Raw genomic sequence first — 25,438 nt, 5'->3', positions numbered from 1 at the left:
ATCATGCTGCAAACCGCGAAATCGATCTGGATTCTGTTCTGGGCCTCGTTGCTCACACTGGTGTTGTTCCTGCCCATCGTCGCTGCGGCGCTGTTGGGCAAACGGGGCGATGCCGCCTTTCGGGGTACCCAGGTGTTTGCCTGGGCGATTCTCAAGCTCACCGGTATCCGCCTGAACGTGACCGGCCGCGAGCATATTGTGCCGGGGCAGCGCTACGTTATCCTCAGCAACCACGCCTCCTATTTTGATCCGCCTGCGCTGGTGCTGGCGTTGGGGCTGCAATACCGCTGGGTCATCAAGAAGGAGCTGCGCAAGGTACCGCTGTTCGGGCTGGCGCTGGAAACCTCACGCAACCTGTTTATTGACCGCTCAAAGGGCAGTGACGCCCTCTCAAGCATCAAACGCGGGGTGGCCCAGCTACCGGATGGCACCGGCATTCTGCTGTTTCCGGAGGGCACCCGCTCGCGCGACGGGCAGCTGTTGCCGTTCAAGAAAGGGGGCTTTGTGATTGCCCGGGATGGCGGTTTACCGATTCTCCCGGTCACCATTCGCGGCTCTCACGACCGGCTGCCCAAAGGCACGGCGGCGTTTTCCCCGGGGCTGATCGACGTCATCATCCACCCGCCGGTGGCCACCGCCGGCCGGACCGTGGAAGAACTGATGGGGGAGGTCAGGGGCACCATCGAGAGCGCCCTCTGACGGTGGCCGGATTACTCCGCAAAGATCTCGTCGTAGAAGCGCAGGGTACCGTTCCACGACCGCTCGGCAGCAGCCTGATCGTAACCGACCGGCATGTCGAATTCACTGGCGATGCGGTCTGCCTCGGGGTTGGTGAACGAGTGCAGAACGCCGGGGAAGGACACCAGGGTCAGGTCCACCTCCGCATCCTGCATTTCACGGACCAGCCCGGCGACCTGCTCTGAGGGCACCATCTGGTCCGCTCCGCCGGTATAGACCTGCACCCGCGCCTTCACCTTACCCGCTTCGGCCTGAATCGGGCTGCCCAGGGCGCCGTGGTAGCTGACCACGCCGTCCAGATCGACGCCCAGCCGCGCCATGTTCAGTACCACGGCGCCACCGAAGCAATAGCCCTGGGCGGCAATGCGGTCGCTGTCGACGCTGTCGTGATTCTGCAGCAATTCCATCGCGGCCATGAAGCGTGCCTTGACCTTATCCGGGTCGCTGGTGGCTTCTTTCATGAACTTCTGGGCGTCTTCCGGGTGGTCAGCCACTTTGCCCTCACCGTACATGTCCAGTGCGAGCGCGCTGTAGCCGGACGCGGCCAGGCGTTCGGCCTGTTCCCGGGCAAACTCGTTGTGCCCCCACCACTCGTGTACCACCAGCACGCCCGGGCGTTCGCCCTCGGCTTCATCGTCCCAGGCGAGGTAGCCAGTGAAGGTGGAGCCGTCCACGGTGTATTCAACGGTTTCTGTCTGCATTTCGGCGATAACCTGTGTGCTGGCGAGTGACAGTGTGAGGGTGGTTGCGCAAAGGCTGGGTATCAGTGCTTTCATCAGCGTTCCTGCTCCTTGTGTAACGGTTGAGGTGACGTCATGAACTTACGGACCACGCGGCTCAACCGATGCTTCCGATCGGGTCATCCTAACTTAGACCTTTTTACTACACTTTGTCAGGTGGCGCATTGTTTGCGCCTGCTGCCGTGGCGTCACAAGAGGGAGTGCAGATGAAAATCGGCGTACCGAGGGAAGTGAAGAATCACGAGTACCGGGTGGGGATGACCCCCGCCGCGGTGCGGGAACTGGTGTCCTGTGGTCATGAGGTGATTGTGGAGCGTGGCGCCGGTGCCGCCATAGGCTTTACCGACGAGTTGTACCGCGCGGCCGGGGCAATCCTGGCGGACGATGGCCCTTCCGTGTTCGCCAGCGCGGCGCTGATCGTCAAAGTGAAAGAGCCGCAGCCGGAGGAGCGTGCATTGCTTAACGCCGGACACACCCTGTTTACCTACCTACATCTGGCCCCGGATCAGCCGCAGACCGACGATCTGGTGAAATCCGGTGCCACCTGCATTGCCTATGAGACGGTGACCGACGATCACGGGCGGCTGCCGCTGCTGGCCCCCATGTCAGAGGTGGCCGGGCGCATGGCCATTCAGGCCGGTGCCCATTGCCTTGAAAAGAACATGGGTGGTCGGGGCGTACTGCTGGGTGGAGTGCCTGGAGTCCCGCCAGCGCGGGTGACGGTGATCGGTGGCGGCGTGGTGGGGCAGAATGCCGTCGCCATGGCCGTGGGCCTGGGAGCCCAGGTGACCGTGCTGGATCGCAACATGGCGGTGTTGCGGGAGCTGGATCAGTTATACGGCAACCGCATCTGCACGCTGTTTTCCACCACGGATACCCTGGAGCGCTCGGTGATCGAGTCCGATCTGGTGATCGGCGGCGTATTGATTCCCGGCGCGTCCGCGCCGAAACTGGTGACCCGGGACATGGTGGCGCGCATGCCCGAGGGCAGTGTGATCGTGGATGTGGCCATCGATCAGGGCGGATGCACCGAAACCTCGAAACCAACCACACACGATGCCCCCACCTTCACGGTGGATGGCGTGGTACATTACTGCGTAGCCAACATGCCCGGAGCTGTGGCCCGAACGTCTACGCTGGCGCTGAACAACGTCACGCTGCCGTTCATCGCGGCGCTTGCCAATCAGGGGATCGTCGCCGCGCTCAAGGCCAACCCGCACCTGCGCCATGGCCTGAATGTCTGCCAGGGAAAGATTACCCACAGCGAAGTGGCGGAGGCTACCGGATACGCCTACACGGATCCGCAGAGCCTGCTGGAAACATAACTGTTGATGACAGGAGAGCACATGAAACTGATTGGTTCGACGACCTCGCCCTACGTTCGCCGCATTCGCATTCTGCTGGATGAGGAACCTCACGAATTCGTCAATCTCGATATCTATGGCGAAGGCCGTGACGAACTGCGCCGCAACAATCCGGCCCTGAAAATTCCCATGCTGGAGGACGACGGCCAGGACATCTACGACTCGCGGATCATCGCCCGCTACGTCAGTGCCAAGCAGGGCCGGGACCCACTGACCTGGAACCAGCAGAATCAGCTCACTCTGATCGACGCCGCCAACGATTCGGCCGTCACCCTGTTGCTGTCTGAACGTTCCGGGCTGGACACCAGCGCCGATGTGATGTTTTTCAACCTGCAGCGTGAACGCATCATGACCACCCTGCGGACGCTCGCGGCGATGGTCGATGACGGCCAGTTTGAAGAGTGGAATTATCCGGCAATCTGCCTCTATTGCCTGGTGGACTGGCTGGATTTCCGCAGCCTGGTGAACTTCGAGGGTGTGGAAAGCCTGCTGTCGTTCCGCGACCATCACCGTGAGCAACCCTGGGTGGCTGCAACCGACCCCCGCACCGCCTGAGTGCCACTGGAGCTTTTTGCCGTTCTGATCTAGCTTTTTATAGGAAGCGTAATTGCTAGAAGTCCACAAAGAATAAAGGAGAACGGCAATGCTCCTGTCTCATGCATTCGGTCTGTTTACCCATCCCGACGAAGAATGGGCGTCGATCCGCCGCGAACATGCACCACCCCGCCGTCTCTACGTGGCGTACGTGCTGGTACTGGCTGCCATCGCCCCGATCTGCGCTTATATCTCGACGGCGCATTTTGGCTGGACCGTTGGCAATGATCGGCTGATAAAACTGACGGAAATCAGCGCCGTGCAACTCAGTGTGCTGACCTATCTGGCGATGCTGGTCGGCGTGTTCGCGCTTGGATTCGCCATCAACTGGATGGCGAAAACCTACGGCGCGGTGGAGGAGCCGGTGCCCTCCAACGGTATTGCGCTGGCCTCCTATTCCTGCACGCCGCTGTTCCTGGCGGGGTTCGCGCTGCTGTATCCGGTACCCTGGTTCAACGCTGTGGTGTTCCTGCTGGCGGCCTGCTACGGCGCCTGGCTGATGTTCGATGGCCTGCCCATTGTCATGGGGATCGAGAAAGACCGGGCGGTGATGTATGGCGGTGCCCTGCTCACGGTGGCGCTGGTCATTCTGGTATCCACCCGGGTGGGTTCGGTGCTGCTGTGGAACATGGGCTTTGGCCCGGTGTTCGTGAACTGACCGGAGTGTCGCTGTTCGCCCTCCCGCTGTGGTAATCGCCCGAGGGCGGCTCCCCACCTTTTGCCGCAAGGCTCTGTTCTTGACCTGCAGCAATCCGGCCAGGCACTGGCCGGGTTCTAATGGGAGCGGTAACGTCGCCACGGAGCCGGCCCATGCCACTGCCATTCACTATCCATCGGTCGTCGTCAAAGCCGACTGACTCACCACCAGGGCTTGGCTGGCACGCCTTGACCGTTGCCGAGGTTCGCCAGAGCCTCGACGCCGATGTGCCGCTGTCTGGCGCCGCCGCGAGTGAACGGCTGCTGCGCTGGGGCCATAACCGGTTGCCGGAGCCCGTGCGGCGAGGCCCGCTGGCGAGGCTGCTGCGCCAGCTGCGAAATTTCCTGATCTACGTGCTGATGACGGCAGCGACCATCACCGCCTTTCTCGGGCACTGGGTGGATACCACCGTGATTCTGGCGGTGGTGGCGGTCCAGACCCTGGTCGGATTCGTTCAGGAGGGGCGGGCGGAACAGGCGCTCGCGGCGATCCGCCACATGCTGGCGCCGAAAGCGCTGGTGGTACGGGAAGATGGCCAGCACCGCATTGACGCGGCCGACCTGGTGCCTGGAGACACGGTGTTGCTGGAGCCTGGCGACCGTGTGCCGGCGGACCTGCGTCTGGAGCGTTGCCACAACCTCAAGATCGAGGAGGCGATACTCACTGGCGAGTCCGAGTCGGTGGACAAAGCGACTGAACCCGTGCCCGCTGATGCCGGACTCGGGGACCAGTTCAGTCTCGCCTTTGCCGGCACCATGGTGGCCACCGGAACCGCCCGCGGTGTGGTGGTTCGCACCGGACCGGACAGCGAGATCGGTCGTATTTCCGGTCTGCTGCAGGAAACCACCACCTTGAAAACACCGCTGCTGGTGCAGATCGACCGCTTTGCCCGCTACCTGTCGGTGCTGATTGTTCTGGCCGGGCTGGGCATTTTCGCCGGTGGCCTGTATTTCAGCGGGCTGCCGCGGGCGGAGTTGTTTATGGCGGTGGTGGGCCTGACGGTGGCGGCAATTCCCGAAGGCCTGCCGGCGATTCTCACCATTACCCTGGCCATCGGGGTGCGGCGCATGGCCAGCCGCCATGTGGTGGTGCGGCGAATGCCGGTGATCGAAACTCTGGGCGCGGTATCGGTGATTTGTTCCGACAAGACCGGCACGCTGACTCGCAACGAGATGATGGTGACCGCGGTGGTCGTGGATGGCGTGCGCCTGGAGGTCAGTGGCGAAGGTTACGCGCTGGAGGGCCGGGTGAGTACCCCCGCGGGAGAGACCACGGCATCGCCGGCGTTGGCGGAACTGGCGCGGGCGGCGGCCCTGTGCAACGACGCCCACATCCGCCACGCCGGGGGCGAAACCACCGTGGCCGGCGATCCCATGGAAGGCGCGCTCAAAGTGTTCGCGCACAAGGCGGAGTTCCCACTGGAACAGAGCGAACGGGACTGGCCAAGGCTGGACGAAATCCCCTTCGATACCCAGCACCGTTTCATGGCCACCCTGAACCACGATCACCACGGCCACACGGTGGTGTACGTGAAAGGGGCGCCGGAACGGCTTCTGGACATGTGTCATCGCGTTGTCAGCGCCGATGGCAGCACCGCGGCGCTGGCGCGCCAGGGTTGGGAGAACGTGATTGCCGACCTGGCCTCCGGCGGCTTGCGGGTGCTTGCCCTGGCCCGCAAGCCGGTGGATGGCGGCCAGAACACCCTGGCGGTGGAAGAGGTTGGCGACGGTCTGGAATTGCTGGGCCTGGTGGCGCTGCTGGATCCACCACGGCAGGAAGCCATCCACGCCATCCGCGACTGTCACGACGCCGGCATCCGCGTGAAAATGATCACCGGTGACCACGCCCTGACCGCAGCCGCCATTGCCGTCAGACTGGGGCTGGAAAACGCCAGCCGAGTGGTTACCGGGCGCGAACTGGACGCCGTCAGCGACCAGGATCTGATGGCGCTGGCCAGCGAGGTGGACGTGTTTGCCCGCACCAGCCCGGAACACAAGCTGCGGCTGGTGGAAGCGCTGCAGGCCCGTCACGGTGTGGTGGCGATGACCGGCGACGGCGTGAACGATGCCCCGGCCCTGAAGCGGGCGGACGTGGGCATCGCCATGGGCGTCAAGGGTTCCGAAGCCGCGCGGGAAGCCGCTGCGATGGTGTTGCTGGATGACAATTTCGCCAGCATTGCCGCCGCTGTTCGCGAGGGGCGAACCGTTTACGCCAACCTCAAGAAAGGCATTGCGTTCATGCTGCCGATCAACGGCGGTGAATCCATCAGCCTGATTATCGCCCTGTTGCTGGGGCTGACGCTCCCCATTACTGCCTTGCAGATTCTCTGGGTCAACCTGGTCAGTTCCGTGGTGCTGGCGATGACCCTGGCGTTCGAGCCGCCGGAGCCCGGGGTGATGAAGCGTACCCCACGCCCGCGGGAAGAGCCGCTGCTGGCGGGGTTCGTGGTGTGGCGGGTGGTGTTTGTCTCGCTGCTGTTTCTGGGCGGTATCTTTGCCGCCTGGGTGTGGGCGATGGATTACAGCGGAGATGAAGCCACCGCCCGCACGCTGGCGGTTAACACCCTGGTGACGATGGAGGTGTTCTACCTGTTTGCCGTGCGCTACCTCGATTCACCCTCCATCACGCTGCGGGGTGTCCTGGGCACGCCGGTGGTGCTGCTGGCGGTCGCCGGTGTGGTCATACTGCAGCTGGCTTTCACCTACCTGCCGCTGGCTCACCGCACGTTCGGCAGCGCGCCACTGGCCCCGGAGCAGTTGCTGTTTGCGGTTGCGGCAGGGGTGGCGGTGTTGCTGATTCTCGAGCTGGAAACGGCCCTGCGGGCGTGGCGAGCTGGCTCCAATCATGGCACCCCTAGCCCGGCGCGCGGGTAACCACACCGGGGTCGCCGCGACCTTCCACCGCTGCAAGTTCGGCACTGGACAGCCACTCGCCGGGCGGCTTTTCCATGACCAGGGCGCAGGCTAACAGCGCATGGGCCCAGGAGCAGCGGTTGGCGAACAGCATGCCGGCCTCATCCAGCGTGCCGCCGCGATTGAGGTAACCCAGCACCCGGGAATGGCGCGGCTCCGGGAAGAGAGGGTGAAGATGGCCACGAAACACCTCCGGTCGCATGTGGGTCAGGGCCACGCGGCGGTGAAGACGAAATGGAAACAGTCGCTCCCGTTCAAACTCGGACAGACAGGCGTTAGCTTCGTGGATATCCCGGGGCTGGCGAAACCGCGCCGGCTCCTGCAGGTACACCAGGCGGAACGGTGTGCCGGTTTCACGCAGCCGTTCACAGGCGCGCATCAGCTCTGACAACTGGTAGGCGCCGTTGGCAATCAGCAGCACCGGTTCGCCGTTGGAGGTGTCTTCGTCCACTACCAGGGCACCGTTGCGGGCCAGCGCCCGGGCCTCGGTATCATTGAACACGCACGGGCGTTCCCGTTTGGGAATCACCATGCAGGTCAAGGTGCCGCGGCCCTGATAGATGCCCGGCAGCACCGCCAGTGTGCTGTTGTAATCGGCGGGAAACACCACCCGCGACACGTCGTTCATTTCCCCCAGCAGGGCTTCACAGAAGGTGGTGTCCTGGTGGGACTGTTCGTTCTTGCCGTTCTCCCAGGTATGGGAGGTGGCGATCACCGGAAAGCCCAGCCAGCGGGGCGGGCGATCCACCTCCCGCTGGTGGCGGGCGAAAATCAGCTCCTGGCGGATGGCCCCCAGCATTTTTACGCAAAAGGCCTCGTAACTGGCCACCAGGTTCAGTCCTGCCTTGTTGCCAAGGCAGGCCGATACCACCGCTTCTTCATTGAGCGCGGTGATCACCCGCCCCAGCACCGATTCCTGGTCGCTCTCCGGATCGTTGACCCGGTGTTTGAGCTGATCCAGCACCTTGTGGAGTCGGTTGCTGGCGAGTTCGTCCGGGTTGCCCACCCTGGCCCGCAAGCCGGGATTGGCGATAACCAGGGCGGTAAAGAAGTCGTCGACGGCCTGCATCGGGGAGCAGGGGCCGCTGGCCTGCAGCAGTTGCGACATGACCGGCTCTGCCGGATTGCGACAGGCCAGGGCATGGTCCCGTTCCAGCGGTCGCTGTTGGCTATCGTGCAGATTCAGCCGGGCGATGCAGGTTGCCAGTTCGTCCGGCGCCACCCAGAGCCTGTCAGCATGTTGCTGGAACAGCTCGCGGGCCCTGGCATCCACGCGCGGGCTGCCGGGCAGTGGCAGGTTATGGGCAGCGTTTGCGCCGGCGCCGTAAAAGCCAAAACCCTTGAGCGTCTCGGCAATGCCGTAGGGCACCCGAACCGGGTAGCTCTGTTCCCCGGCCACCGCCCGGCGACCGTTGGCGGCCAGTGTTTTCTCCATGTCATACAGCGCACACACAAAGGCGGCGGGGTCGCGGCCATCAAAGCGCACTGGCGCAAAGCCGCGGTCCACCAGATGTTCCTCGAAGCGCTCCAGTCCGGCGCGGGTGCCCAATTCTGTGCGCTGTTCGATGCGACGGCCGTTGGCAATCATCACCGGCATCACCGTGCCGCAATCTTCTGCCCGCCACCAGCGGGGAATCCAGTCGCTGCCCCGTTGCTCCTCGGCCGCGCCGTCAGACAGGAAGGCAACCAGCGACTCCCCGGGCAGTGGCATATGGGCGTACTGCAGTTCCGCAAAGCCGAGGTAACCGCCTTCCATGATACCGCCGGCGGTGTGCGGATTTACATGGCTGCCCAAAGGCGCCGCCATGCCACCATCGGGCCGCTGGCGATAGCTGTAGAAGTCCGACACCAGCGCCGACAGGCCATCCGGGCCCCGGTAGCGGTTGTGCTGCTCCGGGTGCAGATTGCCGGTCAGTACATTGAGTGCGTCGATGGCGGCCACGCAATGGCCCTGGCCCATGAGCCAGCTGCGGGTCTGCCCGGTCAGGTTGTTCAGGGCCAGGTAGGCGGCGTAGGCGGGCACCATATTGAGCGCGCCGCCGGTGTGGCCCTCGGGGTGAAGCTTGAAGTCCCGCGCCGTCAGCGGCTGGCCGCCGATGTCGACCCGGTTGGCGTAGGTCATGTGGGCGACCAGCCATAACCCCGCACTGGTCAGGCGGTCCAGCGCCATGAGCTTGCGGAACACCGTGGCGGTATCCGGCTGCTGGCCGTCGGCCACCAACTGCTCTGCCAGTGCCTTGGCGCGGATGCAGGTGGTCGGGGAATGGCGAATAACGCCGTAGCCCTGGTGCCAGAGGTCAAAGTCCGGGTGACTGGGTGAAGACATGGCGAGCCTCCATGGCGCGATGGGATGACAGGCAGTGTAGAAGATGCCGCCCCGGGCGCTTTTGACGCAGGTCATCCGCGAGCCAATCGGTGGCCGGTGAGACCTGGTCGTTTGGCATGGCCGCGCATTGGCTTTAAGATAGCCCCTCACGACTACGGACTGTCACGGAAGAAAAGGAAGTCAGGGAATGAGTAAAGCGATTGTATTACTGGGCGACATCGGCACCGACCACGAGGGTTTTCCTCCCACACCGGTGATCGCGGGCTCGCCGGATGTGCTGGTGGATGGCAAGCCGGTGGCGCGAGTCGGCGACCCGCTGGCCATGCACTCCAAGCCCAAACACCCGCCGCACCCGCGCGCCATTGCCGCCGGCTCCGCCACCGTGGTGATCAACGGCATTCCCGCCGCGGTCACCGGCAGCGCCATTTCCTGCGGCGGTGTCACCATTGGCAGTGGCACCGTGATCATTGGCAGCTGACCGGGCGGCGCGCCGGTCAGGGCCGGGAAACCGCTCCGGTGACGGGCGTCGCTTTCGCCGCTGACCACAGCGGATAGGGAATGCCGGACAACCGGTTCATCACGAAGGCATGCACCAGCAGCAGCAAGACACCGGCCATCAGAATCGGCAATTGCGCCGGATCGGGCATCAGCCCCAGTGACACGATCAGTGCCGTCGCGCCTGCCGGCGGGTGCGCCACCCGGAACAGCACCATCAGGCATCCGGTCAGCCCCAGGGAAAGCGCCGCCGCACCGACCCGCGCCAGATCAACCCCGTTCAGGAAAGCAGAGGGCTGATTCTGCAGGCCAAACACATACAGGCTCAGCAACCCCATGGCGGCCCCGACGAAATGACCGCACAGGGTGTTGCGGGGGGAGGCCGGCTCCGCCAACGGCACATGAAACAGGATGAACGCGGTTGCGCCGAGGGACGGGAAAATAAACGCTTCCTGAGTCACCAGTGCGACAAAGGAGACCAGCGCAATGCTGAGGCCGCCGTTGACCAGGCTGAAGCCCGCCATCACGGACCGTCGGCTGTATCGCTCGGTAAGCCGCTCCAGATGCAGGGCGGTCAGCAGCCCGGACACCAGTTGCCAGCGCAGTCGTTCGTTTCTCTGTCCCATGACGTGTGATTCAGCTTCCAGAGCACCAAAAGGGTGCACGATGGTAGGGGCTGGTATCAGCCATGGCAAATCGTAATTTTCGATATCGGTTACCGGCCAGGCACCATTACGGTGCAACCAGCGCCATCTCCCGCTCGGTGTAATGCCCCACCATATCCGCCAGCCCCTCGGCCAGTTCATCGAAGCCGATGGGCGGTGCCGGGTCGCACAGGTGTCGAACCACCGAGTAAATACCACCATGGATCATGATGTAGCTCATGGTGGGAATGTTGCGGATCTTCAGGGCACGCCCCGGCTCCGGCAACTGGGGCGTGGCGGCATCATCAACGTGGCCTCCACCGCCAGCTTCTCGGCAGCGCCCCTGATGGGCCCCTACAACGTCACCAAAGCCGGGGCACTCGCGCTGACTGAGACCATGGCCGCGGAACTGGCGGGCTCCGGCGTTTCCGTGACCGCGCTATGTCCCACCTTGGTGAAGACCAACATCAACGCCAACGGCCGCATCGTGGGCGAGTCCTCAAAACTCTTCGACCGCTTGATGGACCGCTTCGGTATGTCGCCGGAGCGGGTGGTCAACGATGCCTTCGCGGCGCTGGATCGGGGCGATCTGTACGTCATGCCGCAGTTCGACGCCCGTCTGATCTGGCGGGCCAAGCGCCTGATTCCCCGGACCTACGCGCTGGGTACCGGGTTGATCAACCGTTTCGGCGCCAGCCGCCTGACCTGAACAGCCGGTCCCCACCAACTCTAAAGGGTAATGACGTTATGGCGAATATCGATCTCGACAAGATGCTGGAAAAAATCAAGGGCAGCCAGTGGGCGCTGGCGGACATTGACTGGGACGCACCGGGTGCGGACCGGATCAGCGCGGAGCAATGGCCCAAGCTGAAGGCGTTCATGTCCGACCTGATGTGGATTGAGCACGTGGGAGCCCGCGGTTTCGCGGCGATGGCGAAAAAGGCGCCGACGGATACGTTGCGGGAGATCTACACCTACTTTCACGCCGAAGAGCAGCGCCACGCCAACGCCGAAATGGCGCTGATGCGGCGGTGGGGCATGCTGGACGGTGACGAGCTGCCGGAGCCGAACATCAATTTGCGGCTGACCATTGAGTGGCTGGACCGTTACAGTGATGACATGCCGCTGGAGGTGCCGGGGTCGGTGATCCCGATGCTGGAAATCGCCCTGGACGGCGCCTTGCTGAAGTTCCTGCTGGAAGAGGTGGACGATCCGCTGTGCCACGAGGTGTTCGAGAAGATCAACGCCGATGAGGCCCGTCACCTGGGGGTGGATTTCCACGTCATGGAGATGCTGGGCCGCGGCCGGCTGCACCAGTTGGCGGTGAAGACGATCGGCACGGTGGCCAATCCCAAACTGATCCTCGGGGTGCTGGCCTACGCGCCGCTGCTGAACAAGATGCGGGACAACATTGTGGCCATGGGGCTGAAGGAAGAGCGCCTGTATGAGGCGATGAACAAGTACGAGCGCATCGGAGGGCGCACCGAGGAAGGCCGGCGGAACCCGTGGTTCCAGATCATCAGTCAGCACGGGAAGATGGTGGTGAACCGCTCGCATCCGTATCACGTGCCGGTGGATGCGCTGGTGAAGCTGACGGGGTATATCCCCAGCCGGGTGGTGGGGCCGGTGCCGACCTGGGTTCGTGGTTTGACCTGGCGCACTACGGCCTGACCCTGTTGCCCTCGGTTGTGGAGTGAGGCGACGGATGGGGGTTCCTTTTCTTTCGGGAAAAGAACTCGCTGCGCTCAGACACCTTTGTCCCTGCAGAAAAGGAACCCCCATCCCTCGCCTTTCGGCCTTGGTGAGGGGCCGCTTTGTTGAAATTGAGAGAGTTCTATGACGACAGTTGTAAATAAATCCAAAACCGCTCCGAGCAGGAAAAAAACGACTCGGAAAGCGTCTGCTGATCCGGTTACGCAGGATAGCCATGTTCATGAAGTGTTGATTGTCGGCGCCGGTTTCGGCGGGCTTGGGACGGCGCTGCGGCTTCAGCAGGACGGTATCCGTGATCTGGTGATTCTGGAGCGGGCGGATGAGATCGGCGGTACCTGGCGGGATAACACCTACCCGGGCGCGGCCTGTGATATTCCGTCCAACCTGTATTCCTTTTCGTTTGCACCGAACCCGGACTGGTCGCGGAGTTTTTCCGGTAGCGGGGAGATTCTCCAGTATGTTCATTACCTCGCGGACTCGTTCAACCTGCGGCGGCTGGTGCGTTTCAATCAGGATGTGACCGGGCTTGAGTATAACGAGCGGGAAGGTGTCTGGACCGCGTCGACGGCGGCGGGTGAGACGTTTCGTGGGCGCTCGGTGGTGATGGCGCAGGGGCCGTTGTCTAACCCCGGGCTTCCAAAGATTGAGGGTATTGATTCGTTCAAGGGCAAAACGGTGCACAGCGCCCGCTGGGATCACGATTACGATTTCACTGGCAAGCGGGTGGCGGTGATTGGTACCGGGGCCAGCGCGGTGCAGATTGTGCCGGAGTTGGTCCGGCAGGCGGCGAAGCTGAAGGTGTTCCAACGCACACCGGGCTGGGTGCTGCCGAAGCCGGATTTTGCCACGCCGGACTGGAACCGGGTGTTGTTCCGCAAGGTGCCGGCCAGTCAGGCGGCGGTGCGCAAGGCGCTGTACCTGGGCCATGAGTCGGTGGCGCTGGGCATCGTGTGGAACTCGCCGCTGACGCGGGTGGTGGAGAAGGTGGCGGAGGCGCACCTGAACGCTCAGGTGAAAGACCCATGGATGCGGCGTCAACTGAAGCCGGATTTCCGCATCGGGTGCAAGCGGGTGCTGATGTCCAGTGACTACTACCCCGCCTTGCAGAAAGATAACTGCGAGCTCATCACCTGGCCGATTGCGAAGATCAGTGAGAACGGCATTCGAACGGCCGAGGGCATTGAGCACCAGTTCGACTGCATTGTGTTCGCCACCGGGTTCGATATCAGCAACGCCGGTACGCCGTTTCCGGTCAGAGGTGTGGACGGTCGCGAGCTGGGGAGCGAATGGCAGCGGGGGGCGCAGGCGTACAAGAGCATCAATGTGTCCGGTTACCCCAACCTGCACATGACCTTTGGCCCCAATTCCGGGCCGGGGCATAACTCGGCACTGGTGTATATGGAGTCGCAGATCGAGTACATCCTCAAGGCGGTGCGGGTGCTGCGGTCGCTGGAGATCAAGGCGCTGGACGTAAAACTCCATGTTCAGGCCCGTCACAACCGGGAGATCCAGAAGCGGCTGGCGAAGACCAACTGGAATTCCGGCTGCAAGAGCTGGTATCTCACCGAGGAGGGCTTCAACGCCACCATGTACCCGGGTTTTGCCACCCAGTACGCACGGCAGATGGCGTCCCTGAACCTCAGGGACTATGCGCTGATCCGCACCTGAAGGCGTTGTTGTGCGGCGGTTTTTCTGACAATCTGATTCGAACTTTAATCGATCAGCAAGGAGAGACCGATGACCGAAGACAAGCGTCGTCAGCATTCCGCCCCGGTGGTGGATGGCATTGGCAAATCCGCCAGTCGCGCCATGCTTCGCGCCGTGGGCTTCACCGATGAGGATTTCCGCAAGCCCCAGGTGGGCATCGCCTCGACCTGGAGCAACCTCACACCCTGCAACATGCACATCAACCGGCTGGCCGAAGAGTCTGCGGCCGGTGCCGACGGAGCCGGTGGCAAGGCGCTGATCTTCAACACCATCACCGTGTCCGATGGCATCGCCAATGGCACCGAGGGTATGAAGTATTCCCTGGTATCCCGCGAGGTGATCGCTGATTCCATCGAAACCACCGCCGGCTGTGAAGGCTTTGATGGTCTGGTGGCCATCGGGGGCTGCGACAAGAACATGCCCGGCTGCATCATGGGGCTGGCGCGGCTGAACCGGCCGTCGGTGTTTGTCTACGGCGGTACCATCATGCCTGGCGAGAACCACACCGACATTATCTCGGTGTTCGAGGCGGTGGGCGCCCATGCCCGCGGCGATCTCGACCTGATCGAGGTGAAACAGATCGAAGAAACGGCGATTCCAGGGCCGGGTTCCTGCGGTGGCATGTACACCGCCAATACCATGGCCTCAGCCATCGAGGCCATGGGCATGAGCCTGCCGGGCAGCTCGGCGCAGAATGCGGTCTCTGATTCCAAGGCCGAAGATTGCCGGGCCGCCGGGGCGGCGGTTCTGCATCTGCTGGAGAAGGACATCAAGCCCTCGGATGTGATGACCCGCGAGGCGTTCGAGAACGCCATCACCGTGGTGATTGCCCTGGGTGGGTCCACCAATGCGGTGCTGCACCTGCTGGCCATGGCCAGTACCGTTGGGGTGGAGCTGTCGCTGGACGATTTTGTGGAGATCGGTAAACGGGTGCCGGTGCTGGCGGATTTGCGCCCCAGCGGCCATTACATGATGTCCGAACTGGTGGCCATCGGTGGTATCCAGCCGCTGATGAAAATGCTGCTGGAACGTGGGCTGTTGCACGGCGACTGCCTGACCGTCACCGGGCAGACCTTGGCAGACAATCTGGCGGAGGTCGCACCGTACCCGCAAGGGCAGGACATCATCCACGCCTTCGACAATCCCATCAAGGCCGACAGCCACCTGCGGATTCTGTTCGGCAACCTGGCGCCCACCGGGGCGGTTGCAAAGATCACCGGCAAAGAGGGTACCCATTTCACCGGCCGCGCGCGGGTGTTTCACTCCGAAGAGGAGGCGCAGGCGCGCATCCTCGATGGCACGGTGGTGGCTGGCGACGTGCTGGTGATTCGTTATGAAGGTCCGAAAGGCGGACCCGGTATGCGCGAGATGCTCAGCCCCACCTCGGCGATCATGGGCAAGGGCCTGGGCAACGACGTGGCGCTGATCACCGATGGCCGTTTTTCCGGCGGCAGTCATGGTTTTGTGGTGGGTCACGTCACGCCCGAAGCGGCCGAGGGCGGGCCCATTGCGCTGGTGGAAGACGGCGACACGATTACCATTGATGCGGTCAGCAACCGCATTGAACTGGAGGTGTCTGATCAGGAACTGGCACGTCGCCAAAAGGCCTGGCAGGCGCCCGAGCCCCGCTTTACCCGGGGTGTGCTTGCCAAGTACGCCCGCACGGTCAGCTCTGCGTCTCTCGGTGCGGTGACGGATCTGCCGTGAGCCGGGCGGGTCGCCCCCAGTAGAAGCCCTGGCCATGCAGGCCGGGGAACTGCTGTAGCCACAGGGCGACCGCCTCGGTTTCCACGCCTTCTATCACCATGTCGAGATCCAGCGCTTCGCCCAGCTCCAGCGTTGCGCGGAAGATGCGTTGGCGGGTGGGGTGCTCGAGGATGTCGCTGAGAAAGCTGCGGTCAATCTTGAGCTCGTCCAGCTCAAACGTGGCCAGCGTGCCGAGTGAGGAGTGACCGGTGCCGAAGTCGTCCAGGGCAATGCGGAAGCCCTGACTGCTGAGCGTGTGAATCATCGCCCGGGCAGACTCCGGATCCGCCATCATCGCGGTTTCGGTGATTTCCAGAATCAGGTCGCCGGGGCGCATGCGGTAGTGCTGGGTGATGTCGAGCACCTCCTGTTCAAAGCCCGGGTGGGCCAGGTCCTTGGCGGAAATATTCACCGCAATGGCGATCGCCGCACCGTGATGCGCCACCAGGCGCTGGTAGTCGCTGCAGGCGCGGTCGAGGACCCACAGGGTGACCGGATGTATCACACCGACCTGTTCCGCCAGCGGGATCCAGTGGTCCGGTGGCACCCGACCGAACTCCGGATGCTGCCAGCGAATCAGCGCCTCCACCGAGCTGACCCCACCGTCGCGAATGTTGAACTTGGGCTGGTATTCCAGCCACATGTGGTCATTGGCAAGGGCATCTTCCACATCCAGCATCAGAATCTGCTGGCGGTATTGCCATTCCGCGATTGAAGGATCGTATTCGCTCAGCAGAGCGTCGCCATTGAGCGAGGCAAAACCGGCGGACGACAGGATACCAGCGGCATCCGGCCCGTGTTCCGGAGCGTGGGCGACGCCGACCGAGGGGCTCCAGGAGAAGGAAAATCGCCCTTCCCGGAAGTGTTGCCCGAGCCATGCCATCACGTCGTCGAGGGCCTGGTTTCCGCTGGCACTGTTGTCGTCCCGATGCAGCGCGAACGCGTGGTTGACGGTATCGATACTGGCGAGGGCGTAGCCGTTGATCATCACCAGCTGGGCGCCGAACGAGCGCTTGAGAAAGCTGTTCAGCTGGCGCAGATAGCTCTTCAGCAGTTCCTCGGCGGTGCGGTAGCCCAGCGCCTGTTCGATTTCGTTAAAGCGCTGCAGGCGCACGATGCACAGCGTATAGGGCGTTTGCGCCTGATCGAGGGTTTCGAGGGCCTCCTCAAGCATGGCGCGGTTGGGTTTGCCGGTAACCCGGTGGGTTTTCAGCAGGCGGTCGTAGTCTTTTTCGATTCTCGAACGCAGCTGTTCCTCCTGGCGGGCGCGCACATCGGCGCTCAACCGGCGTTTCCGCTCTTCCAGCAGCAGCCGGCCGGCTCCGGTGGTCAGAATCAGTGAGGCCAGCGCGGCGCCCAGGAAGAACGCCGAGTCCGTCAGGCCGTTGACCGGCACCCAGCCCACGGTACGCAGCGACGACACCGCCGAGCCGACCAGAAGGACCAGTATCGCCAGCCCGTAATAGCGGGCGTACACGTGCCGTTGCAGCTGGATACATATCACGGTGAGAATGAATACCCCGGTCAGCACCGACAGAATCAGCAGTGTGCCCTGCCCCGGGTAGGGTAATCCCAGTGGTGAGGCGATCAGGATCACAAAAGCCGCCAGACTGAGGCCGTTGAGTACCGAGGTGGTGCGGCGGGAAATGGTCAGGAAGTGCGGCGTGAATTGGCACAGGGCGATCAGGCACAGCGGCAGACTGACGCTGAGCAGATTGTTGACCAGGGGCCACGCTGACCACAGAAACCAGAGCCCGAAACCATCCATCGCCAGCTGGCTATGCATCACGCCCACCATGAACACGCTGAGCCAGGCGAGCCCGGGGCGGCGCAGCATGGTCACAATGCTGATGTTGAACAGCAGGGCGAACGCCAACAGCCCACCGATGAACGCTTTCCACGCCAGGGTGAAGGCGGTATGACCGAGCAGGGTTTCCGGTTCATGCACCGACACCGGCAACAGGGTGGGGCCGGAATTCTCCACTTCAAACAGGAAGGTGGTGACCCCGGGCGCCAGCGTCACCGGCCATATCCACTGGGGCAGTTCAAACAGACGGTGTTGGAAGGGGTAGAGATCCCCCATGGCGGGTAACCGGTCGAGGGTACCAGCGGGCGTTATCATCGCCGGCACAATGCGATCAAGAAACGGCGCGGACACCACCAGCAGTCTGCGGATCGGTTCCGCCGTGCTGTTTTCCAGGGTGAAGCGGAACGTGGCTGGCTGGTCGAGGTAGCCCAGACCGCTATAGCCTTCGGGTGTGGCGGTCCATTGGGTGGCCGTTGCGTCCGCGGGGTCGAGAACCTGCGCCAGTGGTTGCAGGCTGAATTCGGTACGGATGTCGCCGGCTTCGGCGGCGGATGGCAGGGTCGGCAGACCGTGACGGGGATCGAGTGCCGTCGACTCCGAGCTGATCATGGTGGCGGCGAGCCCGTAAACCAGTCCGAACAACAGCAGGCTGATAGGCATCCAGCGCCGGGCCAGTCCGGCCAGCGCTCGCCAGCCACGGGCGCAGCGGCGGTCAGCAGGAGATGTCGGGTTCGCAGGCGCGTCCATTCAGGGAATAGTCCTGGGGTTGTCAGAAAGCCGGGTTGGCCTGTTACACAAAAACAACACTCTGAAATCTTGTGTAACATTATGTATTTAAAGTAATTTTACTGCATTTTATAGTTTTTTGCATTTCCTGTTTAAAACGCCGGGGTGGAAACTGTGACGGCAGGCACGAAGCGGGGCGCACACCGCTAATCTGACAGAGCGGTAATGGTGGCTGGCGGGCCCAGGCGCTTCGCTGGCCCGCATTCGCTGGTATAGTAGCCGGCAAATGAGAACCCCCAGAGAAAAGAAGCCCGAGGTTGTTTGATGATCCGCACCACTGTCACTGGCCTGATATTGATGTTTCTGAGTACGGCCATGAGCCAGGTGTATGCCCACGGGACTGGCGGGCAGAACGCGGGCCAGGCCGGCAATGAGGGCGTGGTGCAGCTGGCTTCGGTCAATGCGGCCATTGCCCATGCCGGAGAGGACAGTCTGGTGCTGGGCAAAAACGCCGACCGTATTGTCCCCATTGCCTCCATCACCAAACTGATGACGGCGCTGGTGGTGCTGGAATCCGGCGCGCCAATGAATGAATGGCTGACGTTCCGCAAGCGCCACATCCCGGCTGCCGCCAATGCCTACACCCGCATACGGGTTGGTTCCGAGTTACGGCGCTCGGACATGCTGCGAATCGCGCTGATGTCGTCAGAAAACTTCGCCGCCTATACCCTGGCGCGACAGCATCCCGGCGGTTTCGATGCCTTCGTGCAGGCGATGAACGCCAAGGCGCTGGCGTTGGGCATGACCAACACCCGCTTCGTGGACCCGACCGGGTTGTCGGCGCGCAATACCTCCACGGCCGCGGACCTGATCAAGCTGGTGAACGCGGCGTCGCGGCACCCGCAGATTGGCGATTATTCCACCACCCGTTACTTCACCGCTCGCTTTCGCCAGCCCCGTTACAGTCTGTCCTATGGCAACACCAACGTGCTGGTGCATCGGGACAGCTGGGGCGTGACCCTGAGCAAGACCGGCTACCTGTCGGAAGCCGGCCGCTGCCTGGTGATGGTATCCCGTATGAATGGCAAACCGGTGGTCACGGTGTTGCTGGATTCCCTCGGCACCCGCTCGCCGATGGGGGACGCGGGTCGTATCCGCAACTGGCTCGACACCGGGGCAACCGGACGGGTTGCGGCGGCTGCGAAGGCCTACGAGCAGAAGAAAAACGCGATCTACGCGGATGGCGGTCAGGCCAATAGGGGAGAGCATCCATGATCCAGATTTTCACCACCGGTGGCACCTTCGACAAGGTGTATTTCGATGCCAACAGCGAGTTTGAAATCGGCGATTCGCCGCTGCCGGAGTTGCTGGCCGAATCCAATATTCACGACGGCTATGTCATCAACGGTCTGATGCGCAAGGACAGCCTGGAAATGACCGACACCGATCGGCGGTCGATCCTCGATGCGGTGACCGCCTCTGACGCCCGCCAGATCCTCATTACCCACGGTACCGACACCATGGCGGAAACGGCCCAGGTGCTGTCTGCGGTGACGGACAAGACCATTGTGCTGCTGGGGGCGATGCAGCCGGCCCGCATGCGCCGCAGCGACGCCCTGTTCAACCTGGGCTTCGCCTGGGCCGCGGTTCGGTTATTGCCTGCCGGGGTGTACATCGCAATGAATGGTGAAGTATTCGAGGCTGGCGCGGTGCGCAAGAACCTCAAGGCCCAGAAATTCGAGCGTACCTGAGCAGGCCGCCGCTCAGGCCACGCTGTCGATCTCGCTCCTGGTGAGTTCGCGGAACTCCCCCGTCGCCAGGCCCGGGTCCAGGGTGATGGGGCCGATGCTCTGACGGTGGAGCGCGTCGACATGATTGCCCACCGCCGCCAGCATCCGCTTCACCTGATGGTACCGCCCCTCCACGATGGTCAGCTCGATCTCACGGTCGGCGAGCCGCCGGATCTCCGCCGGCTTCGTCGGCCTCGGCTCATGGCGCAGTGTTACTCCCGCCTCAAGCGCGTGCAGCGCACCGTCTGAGAGGGGCTCGCTGAGGGTTACCCGGTACGTCTTGGGGCATCGGACCCGGGGCGAGGTGACACGATGGGACCACTGGCCGTCGGTGGTCAGCAGCACCAGGCCGGTGGTGTCTGCATCCAGCCGCCCGGCAATGTGCAGCCCCCGTCCGATGTCCCCAGGTAACAGGTCGAGCACGGTCGGGTGGTCGCTGTCGGTGGTGGCGCTGACCACGCCCACCGGTTTGTTCAACATCAGGTAACGCTCGCCCGCAAGGGTAAGGACGCCGCCGTCAAGGGTGACCCGGGCGCTGTCGTCGATATGGGTCGCTGCATGGCGGCAGGGCTGGCCGTCAACACCCACGCGGCCGCCGGCGATGGCCCGCTTTGCCTCCTTGCGGGACAGCGGGGAGGTGGTGGCGATAAACTGATCAAGGCGCATGGTCAGGAACAGCGCTCCCCCGGCGGCGGCAGTTCCAGGCTGGCGAGACAGAGTACTGGCGCGGAGCCGGTCATCCGGGCCCAGAGGGCGCCGAGCAGTTCCGCGCGAATGGCCGGGCGATCCTGCTGGTAACTGAGCCCCGGTTCCAGCCCCTGGCCATTGTCCCGGGCCAGAACAAACGTGAAGGGGTGCGCGCCCGGAACCCCGAGGCGAATGTCCGTGGCGGTCAGCAGGTCATCCACCCGGTCGTAATGGAGAAAACCGCCGGTAAACCATTCCAGGCGCTGGCTCTCCGGTAAGGTCCGCGCCTGCTGTGCCAGCGCGGGGTTGCGGGGAAACTCCTCGAGATTGAGCGGCGTGTTGCCGTCGAGAAAGCCGGTGACCGTTTCCACCCGGCGGTTCTCGGTAACCACGGTGACCCGCCACAGGATGGTGTTGAAGGGCATCGGTTGCACCATGCGGGGTGCGTCTGCCAGGCCGGCCTCGGCCAGCACCGGCTGCACCCGGCTGGATATAATTTGTTGCGCTGCCAGCGTCCAGCCCAGGTACAGGGATGAGATGGCGAGCCCTGCCAGCAGCGCCGTGGGTCTGGCCGGGCGGAACAGGAAAAACACAAGGGCCAGCAGCAGTGGCAGCGTGTACAGCGGGTCGATGATGAAGATGCTGTGCAGCGCCACAGGAGGGCCGAAGGGCCAGAACAGCTGGGTGCCGTAGGTGGTAAAGGCGTCCAGCAACGGGTGGGTGACCAGCACCAGTCCCGTCATCAACAGCCAGCGGGGGTAGCTGACCTGCGGCTTCCAGCGCCACAACCCCCAGGCCAGCAGAAACGACAGCGGCACCAGGATCAGCAGCGAATGGCTGAAGCCCCGGTGCTGGGTGAAGTTGGCCACCGCGGTGCCGTAATCGATCACCACATCCAGGTCCGGCAGGGTGCCCAGCACCGCTCCGGCTAGCAGCGCCGAGCGCCCCAGCGATTTGCCGGTTACCGCGCCGGCGATGGTTGCCCCGAGGGCGGCCTGTGTTATCGAGTCCATGGTCGGTTGGGCCTAGTCTTGCTGCTTGCCGGTCAGGGCGTTGAGAATCTCCTCCGACGGATAACCGTCGGCGACCCGCCGGTTCGCTTCCTGATAGTCGCGAATGGCCGCGCGGGTGGCCGGGCCCATGATGCCGTCGGGTTCGCCGCTGTCGAAGCCCTGGTCGTTGAGCGACTGTTGCAGCGCGAGGATGTGATCCCGGGACAGGTTGGGCTGATCCTCCGGCGGCGGGTTCTGCAGCATGCCGGCGCCGGCGATGCGGTCCGCCAGGTGGCCCACCGCGATGGCGTAGAACTCCGAACGGTTCCAGCCCATGATCACGTTGAAGTTGTGGTAAGCCAGGAAGGCCGGCCCACGATGCCCGGAGGGCACCACCAGCGCTGCCTGGATGGGTTCATCGGCCAGGGGGTTGCCGAAGGCGTCCGTCACCCCCAGACGGTTCCACTCCGCCAGGCCTAATCGGCGGCCGTCGGCCAGGGCGTAATCGAAGTTCGCTGGCAGCAGCACTTCCCGCCCCCAGCGGTAATCCGGGTCCCAGCCCAGGTCCTGGAGGAAATTGCCGGCCGACATCATGGCATCCGGCAGGCTGTTCCACAGGTCCCGTTTGCCGTCGCCATCGCCGTCGACCGCGTGGCGGAGAAACACCGTTGGCATGAACTGCACATGGCCCATGGCGCCGGCCCAGGAGCCTTCCATCTGGGCGGGGGTGATGGCGCCTTCATCGATAATCCGCAGTGCTGCCGTCAGCTGCTCGGTGAAGAAGCTGCTGCGGCGGGGATCACAGGCCAGGGTGGCCAGAGAGCTGGGCACCGGCATCTTGCCGAAATAGGAGCCGAAGTTGGTTTCCAGCCCCCAGAAGGCCACCAGATAAGGGGCCGGCACGCCGGTTTCGCGCGTCACCCGCTTTAACAGATCCTGGTGTTCCTGCAGCAACTCGCGGCCCTTGCCCACGCGATCGTCATTGACCCGGCGATTGAGGTAGTCGGCGAAGGTGGTGGTAAATTCCGGTTGGCGGCGGTCCAGTTCGATCACCCGGTCGAGGTGTTCGACCTCTGCCAGCACCGTACTGGCGGTCTGCTCGCTGACACCGGCCTCAATGGCCTGGTGCTTGAGCCGATCAACGCATTGGCGAAATCCGTCGCCAGAACTGTCGGCGTGCGCCGCCGGCAGGGCAAGCGACAGCAGGCCGGCAGTGAGGGCAAGGCGTTGGAAAATCCGTTGTCCGCAGTGAATCCCTGATTGTTTGTTGTGCACGCAAAACCTCGGCGTAGAGACGATGGGTGGGGTGTCGTGATGGCTTAGGCAGACCCATGGTAGCGTTTTTTCTACGAACGGAAACACCGGTTTGGGTCAGTAACCGTGACAATTCCTTAACCCGCCGGTTCCCCGTTCGCAGCGAATTGTGGTCTTTTTGTAGCGCCGGGGTTTTCCCGGGTCGGCTTTGTTCTATAGTTTCACCGTGACACGTCCGGGTTGGCTAGCATAAAGGTAAAAAACAACATGGCAATGCTGAAGGCGCTGGTGGTTGACGATGCCAGCTTTGTACGGGATCTGGTGAAGCGCACGGTGCGCCAGCGTTTTCCCGTTATTGAGACCACCGACGCCCAGAACGGGCGGCGGGCCCAGTCGCTGATGTCCCGCACCACCTTTGATCTTATCCTGTGTGACTGGGAGATGCCGGAAATGTCCGGCCTTGAGCTGTTGCAGTGGATGCGCCAGCAGTCCCAGTACGAGAAAGTGCCGTTTATCATGATCACCAGCCGCGGCGACAAGGACCACGTGGTGGAAGCGGTGAAAGAGGGCGTGTCGGAGTATCTGGGCAAACCCTTCAGCCCCGACGGGCTCAGCAAGAAAATCATCAAGGTGATGGGGCGCCGGCTGAAAGACGTCATGGACCGCAGCGGTAAATCCATGGATGGGCCTGCCGATGCGTTCAAGGAATCGGCGGCGTTGCTGACCCAGAAGCGGGCGCCGGCGCCCGAAGCGCCCGCCCGTAATGCCGGGCCGGCCGCCTCGCCGCTGCTCGGCGCCACGGCGGCGAAGCCGGAGCCGAAAGCGGCTGCCCGCGGGGCGATGAGTGTGGCCTCGGTACGTTTTGCCGACAGCACACTCAACTCGGTGGTCAAGGATATCAACCTGACCGAAGTGCGGGTCATCGCCCGTCGTGATCAGGATTTTCCCGGCATTCTCGATCAGGCGGTGGTGGATATCGAGATTGCAGAAGGTCAGATGGCGCGACTCAACGGCTATGTCCACCAGTTGCAGGCGGTCGACAAGCGTCAGGACACGGATTTCGTCAGCGTGACTATCCGCTTTGTTGATGAAGACCCGAAAAAGCTCGAGGATCTGTCCCGCTTCGTGGCCCGGTTCCGCGCCGGGCGCTGATCAGGCCACCGTCTCCGGTGCCCGTTCCACCAGCCGCTCCCGGGGGAAATGGCAGATAAACTCGCTGCCATCCCCGATCCAGCTCTTGATCTCCAGATTGCCGTCGTGGTTCAGCAACACATGCTTGACGATCGCCAGGCCCAGCCCGGTACCGCCGGTATCCTTGTGCCGGCTGGGGTCCGCGCGGTAGAAGCGCTCGGTCAGCCGCGGAATGTGCACCGGGTCGATGCCGATGCCGGTGTCCCTGACCGACAGGTGAGCGCCGTCGCGATTGGCGCTCCAGGTGACGGTGATGTGTCCCTTCGCCGGGGTGTACTTCACGGCGTTGAATATCAGGTTGGAGAACGCGCTGCGTAGCTGGCTTTCATCCCCCTTCAGCAGTCGCTGGTCGGTGATCTGCACACTGAACTCGTGCTGCTTGTCGCCACTGAGGGCACTGGCGTCGTGGCAGATCTGGCGGATCAGCGCTTCGACATCGGTTACGGTGTCGTTCACGGTCTGTTCGCCGGTCTCGATTTTTGACAACAGGATGAGATCGGTGATCAGCGCCTCCATGCGGGAGGACTGCTGCGCCATGGTGGAGATGGCGCGCCGCCATTTCGGGGGCAGGTCGTCGGCGTTGTCCACCAGGGTTTCCAGGTAGCCGCTGATGACGGTCAGCGGCGTGCGCATCTCGTGGGAGACGTTGCCGACAAAATCGCGGCGCATCTGTTCCAGTTGATAGAGCCGGGTCACGTCCTTGGCGACAATCAGGCGGTCGTCATCGCCGAACAGGCTGATCTGTATCTGCAGGTGGATGTGGGGTTTGGCCGGCGAATGGATGTCCAGCGGCTCGCGGTAATCGCGGGCGTCGAAATAGGCTTTGAAAGCAGGCGTGCGGATCAGGTTGTGAATGTACTGACCGCGATCGGTGTTGCGGCGGAATCCCAGAAGGTGTTCGGCCGACCCGTTCCACCACTCCATGGTGCCTTTGGCATCCGTCATGATGACGCCGTCGCGCATCGCGTTGGTGGATTCCTGCACCCGGTTGATGCGGGCGCGCAACCGATCCTGCTGGCGCAGATGGTTCTGGTGCAGCTTGTGCAGGCCGTCGAAGATGTCGCCCCACAAACCCACGCTTTGCGGAGCCTCGCTGGTGGCGCTGGGGTTGCCGAGCCAGTGGTAGAGCCGCCGGGCCTGCACCAGGGTCCACCACAGATAGGCGATGAGGCCGATGGTGAGGCCGTAAAGCGGGTAGCCGAAGAAGGCCCCCGCCGCCGTGCAGCCGATCAGGAATCCGATGATCAGACGAAGGTATCGTGACCAGTTATGTTGCATTGCGCAGCCTTAACGTTGGATTGACGCCCGGGCGTCC

Annotated in this window: 22 protein-coding genes; 13 read left to right on the top strand and 9 right to left on the bottom strand. The window is 63.2% G+C overall.

Annotated elements, in window-relative coordinates; all coding sequences use genetic code 11:
* Nucleotides 1-3 precede the first annotated feature (3 nt).
* Nucleotides 4-699 (top strand): lysophospholipid acyltransferase family protein, encoded by a 696-nt coding sequence (locus tag DYI22_RS08000; protein ID WP_213477524.1) that lies wholly within the window; start codon nt 4-6, stop codon nt 697-699.
* An 11-nt stretch (nt 700-710) separates the two neighbouring features.
* Here the strand turns inward: DYI22_RS08000 and DYI22_RS07995 are convergent, their stop codons facing one another.
* A complete protein-coding gene (locus DYI22_RS07995) occupies nt 711-1,514 on the bottom strand; it encodes a dienelactone hydrolase family protein (protein ID WP_213477523.1) in 804 nt (267 codons plus the stop codon).
* Between the two features lie 170 nt (nt 1,515-1,684).
* Between DYI22_RS07995 and ald the strand changes: the two genes are divergently transcribed.
* The 4 genes from ald (at nt 1,685) to DYI22_RS07975 (ending at nt 7,006) form a co-directional block, all read left to right on the top strand.
* A complete protein-coding gene (gene ald / locus DYI22_RS07990; RefSeq protein ID WP_213477522.1) occupies nt 1,685-2,803 on the top strand; it encodes an alanine dehydrogenase in 1,119 nt (372 codons plus the stop codon).
* A 21-nt stretch (nt 2,804-2,824) separates the two neighbouring features.
* A complete protein-coding gene (locus DYI22_RS07985; protein ID WP_213477521.1) occupies nt 2,825-3,397 on the top strand; it encodes a glutathione S-transferase N-terminal domain-containing protein in 573 nt (190 codons plus the stop codon).
* A gap of 88 nt (nt 3,398-3,485) precedes the next feature.
* Entirely contained in the window at nt 3,486-4,094 is a 609-nt protein-coding gene (locus DYI22_RS07980; RefSeq protein ID WP_213477520.1) for a Yip1 family protein, read from the top strand.
* Between the two features lie 152 nt (nt 4,095-4,246).
* Nucleotides 4,247-7,006, top strand: coding sequence for a cation-translocating P-type ATPase (locus DYI22_RS07975; RefSeq protein WP_213477519.1), 2,760 nt, complete (start codon nt 4,247-4,249; stop codon nt 7,004-7,006).
* Here DYI22_RS07975 and DYI22_RS07970 read toward each other — a convergent pair.
* Nucleotides 6,987-9,371, bottom strand: a complete 2,385-nt coding sequence (locus DYI22_RS07970) for a xylulose 5-phosphate 3-epimerase (protein ID WP_213477518.1) — start codon at nt 9,369-9,371, stop codon at nt 6,987-6,989. The genes DYI22_RS07975 and DYI22_RS07970 overlap by 20 nt on opposite strands.
* 187 nt (nt 9,372-9,558) lie before the next feature.
* Here DYI22_RS07970 and DYI22_RS07965 point away from each other — a divergent pair, with 187 nt between their 5' ends.
* Entirely contained in the window at nt 9,559-9,849 is a 291-nt protein-coding gene (locus DYI22_RS07965; protein WP_213477517.1) for a type VI secretion system PAAR protein, read from the top strand.
* A 16-nt stretch (nt 9,850-9,865) separates the two neighbouring features.
* Here DYI22_RS07965 and DYI22_RS07960 read toward each other — a convergent pair whose 3' ends face one another.
* Together DYI22_RS07960 and DYI22_RS07955 are read right to left on the bottom strand one after the other, a co-directional pair.
* On the bottom strand, nt 9,866-10,492 hold the full coding sequence (locus tag DYI22_RS07960) for an HPP family protein (protein ID WP_213477516.1): 627 nt from the start codon (nt 10,490-10,492) through the stop codon (nt 9,866-9,868).
* A gap of 106 nt (nt 10,493-10,598) precedes the next feature.
* On the bottom strand, nt 10,599-10,739 hold the full coding sequence (locus tag DYI22_RS07955) for a hypothetical protein (protein ID WP_213477515.1): 141 nt from the start codon (nt 10,737-10,739) through the stop codon (nt 10,599-10,601).
* Here DYI22_RS07955 and DYI22_RS07950 point away from each other — a divergent pair.
* The 4 genes from DYI22_RS07950 to ilvD all read left to right on the top strand — a co-directional run bounded on the left by DYI22_RS07950 (nt 10,731) and on the right by ilvD (nt 15,637).
* Entirely contained in the window at nt 10,731-11,219 is a 489-nt protein-coding gene (locus DYI22_RS07950) for an SDR family NAD(P)-dependent oxidoreductase (RefSeq protein WP_228300891.1), read from the top strand. The two genes, DYI22_RS07955 and DYI22_RS07950, sit on opposite strands and share 9 nt — an antisense overlap.
* A 38-nt stretch (nt 11,220-11,257) precedes the next feature.
* Entirely contained in the window at nt 11,258-12,181 is a 924-nt protein-coding gene (locus DYI22_RS07945; protein WP_213477514.1) for a ferritin-like domain-containing protein, read from the top strand.
* Nucleotides 12,182-12,448: 267 nt separating this feature from the next.
* Complete coding sequence (locus tag DYI22_RS07940; RefSeq protein ID WP_213477513.1) at nt 12,449-13,891, top strand: flavin-containing monooxygenase; 1,443 nt, start codon at nt 12,449-12,451, stop codon at nt 13,889-13,891.
* Between the two features lie 69 nt (nt 13,892-13,960).
* Entirely contained in the window at nt 13,961-15,637 is a 1,677-nt protein-coding gene (ilvD, locus tag DYI22_RS07935) for a dihydroxy-acid dehydratase (protein WP_213477512.1), read from the top strand.
* Here ilvD and DYI22_RS07930 read toward each other — a convergent pair.
* Nucleotides 15,597-18,230 (bottom strand): EAL domain-containing protein, encoded by a 2,634-nt coding sequence (locus tag DYI22_RS07930; RefSeq protein WP_228300889.1) that lies wholly within the window; start codon nt 18,228-18,230, stop codon nt 15,597-15,599. The two genes, ilvD and DYI22_RS07930, sit on opposite strands and share 41 nt — an antisense overlap.
* A 303-nt stretch (nt 18,231-18,533) precedes the next feature.
* Here DYI22_RS07930 and pbpG point away from each other — a divergent pair, with 303 nt between their 5' ends.
* Both pbpG and DYI22_RS07920 read left to right on the top strand, forming a co-directional pair.
* Nucleotides 18,534-19,484 (top strand): D-alanyl-D-alanine endopeptidase, encoded by a 951-nt coding sequence (gene pbpG / locus DYI22_RS07925; protein WP_213477511.1) that lies wholly within the window; start codon nt 18,534-18,536, stop codon nt 19,482-19,484.
* Entirely contained in the window at nt 19,481-19,960 is a 480-nt protein-coding gene (locus DYI22_RS07920; protein ID WP_213477510.1) for an asparaginase domain-containing protein, read from the top strand. The genes pbpG and DYI22_RS07920 overlap by 4 nt, the downstream gene beginning before the upstream one ends.
* A 12-nt stretch (nt 19,961-19,972) precedes the next feature.
* On the opposite strand, the gene DYI22_RS07915 is transcribed toward DYI22_RS07920, so the two are convergent.
* Genes DYI22_RS07915 through DYI22_RS07905 form a run of 3 tightly spaced genes read right to left on the bottom strand, consistent with a single transcriptional unit; the run spans nt 19,973 to nt 22,953 of the window.
* Entirely contained in the window at nt 19,973-20,665 is a 693-nt protein-coding gene (locus DYI22_RS07915; protein ID WP_213477509.1) for a pseudouridine synthase, read from the bottom strand.
* 2 nt (nt 20,666-20,667) lie between these two features.
* Entirely contained in the window at nt 20,668-21,699 is a 1,032-nt protein-coding gene (locus tag DYI22_RS07910; RefSeq protein WP_213477508.1) for a metal-dependent hydrolase, read from the bottom strand.
* 12 nt (nt 21,700-21,711) lie between these two features.
* Nucleotides 21,712-22,953, bottom strand: a complete 1,242-nt coding sequence (locus tag DYI22_RS07905; protein WP_416234570.1) for a lytic murein transglycosylase — start codon at nt 22,951-22,953, stop codon at nt 21,712-21,714.
* 246 nt (nt 22,954-23,199) lie between these two features.
* Between DYI22_RS07905 and DYI22_RS07900 the strand changes: the two genes are divergently transcribed.
* On the top strand, nt 23,200-24,084 hold the full coding sequence (locus DYI22_RS07900; RefSeq protein WP_213477507.1) for a response regulator: 885 nt from the start codon (nt 23,200-23,202) through the stop codon (nt 24,082-24,084).
* On the opposite strand, the gene phoR is transcribed toward DYI22_RS07900, so the two are convergent.
* A complete protein-coding gene (phoR, locus tag DYI22_RS07895; RefSeq protein ID WP_213477506.1) occupies nt 24,085-25,401 on the bottom strand; it encodes a phosphate regulon sensor histidine kinase PhoR in 1,317 nt (438 codons plus the stop codon).
* Nucleotides 25,402-25,438 lie beyond the last annotated feature (37 nt).

Source organism: Marinobacter lipolyticus (genome assembly GCF_018424605.1).
Taxonomy (GTDB): Bacteria; Pseudomonadota; Gammaproteobacteria; order Pseudomonadales; family Oleiphilaceae; genus Marinobacter; species Marinobacter lipolyticus_B.
Note: the sequence above shows the minus strand (reverse complement) of the source record. Positions and strands in the feature narration are given on the sequence as shown.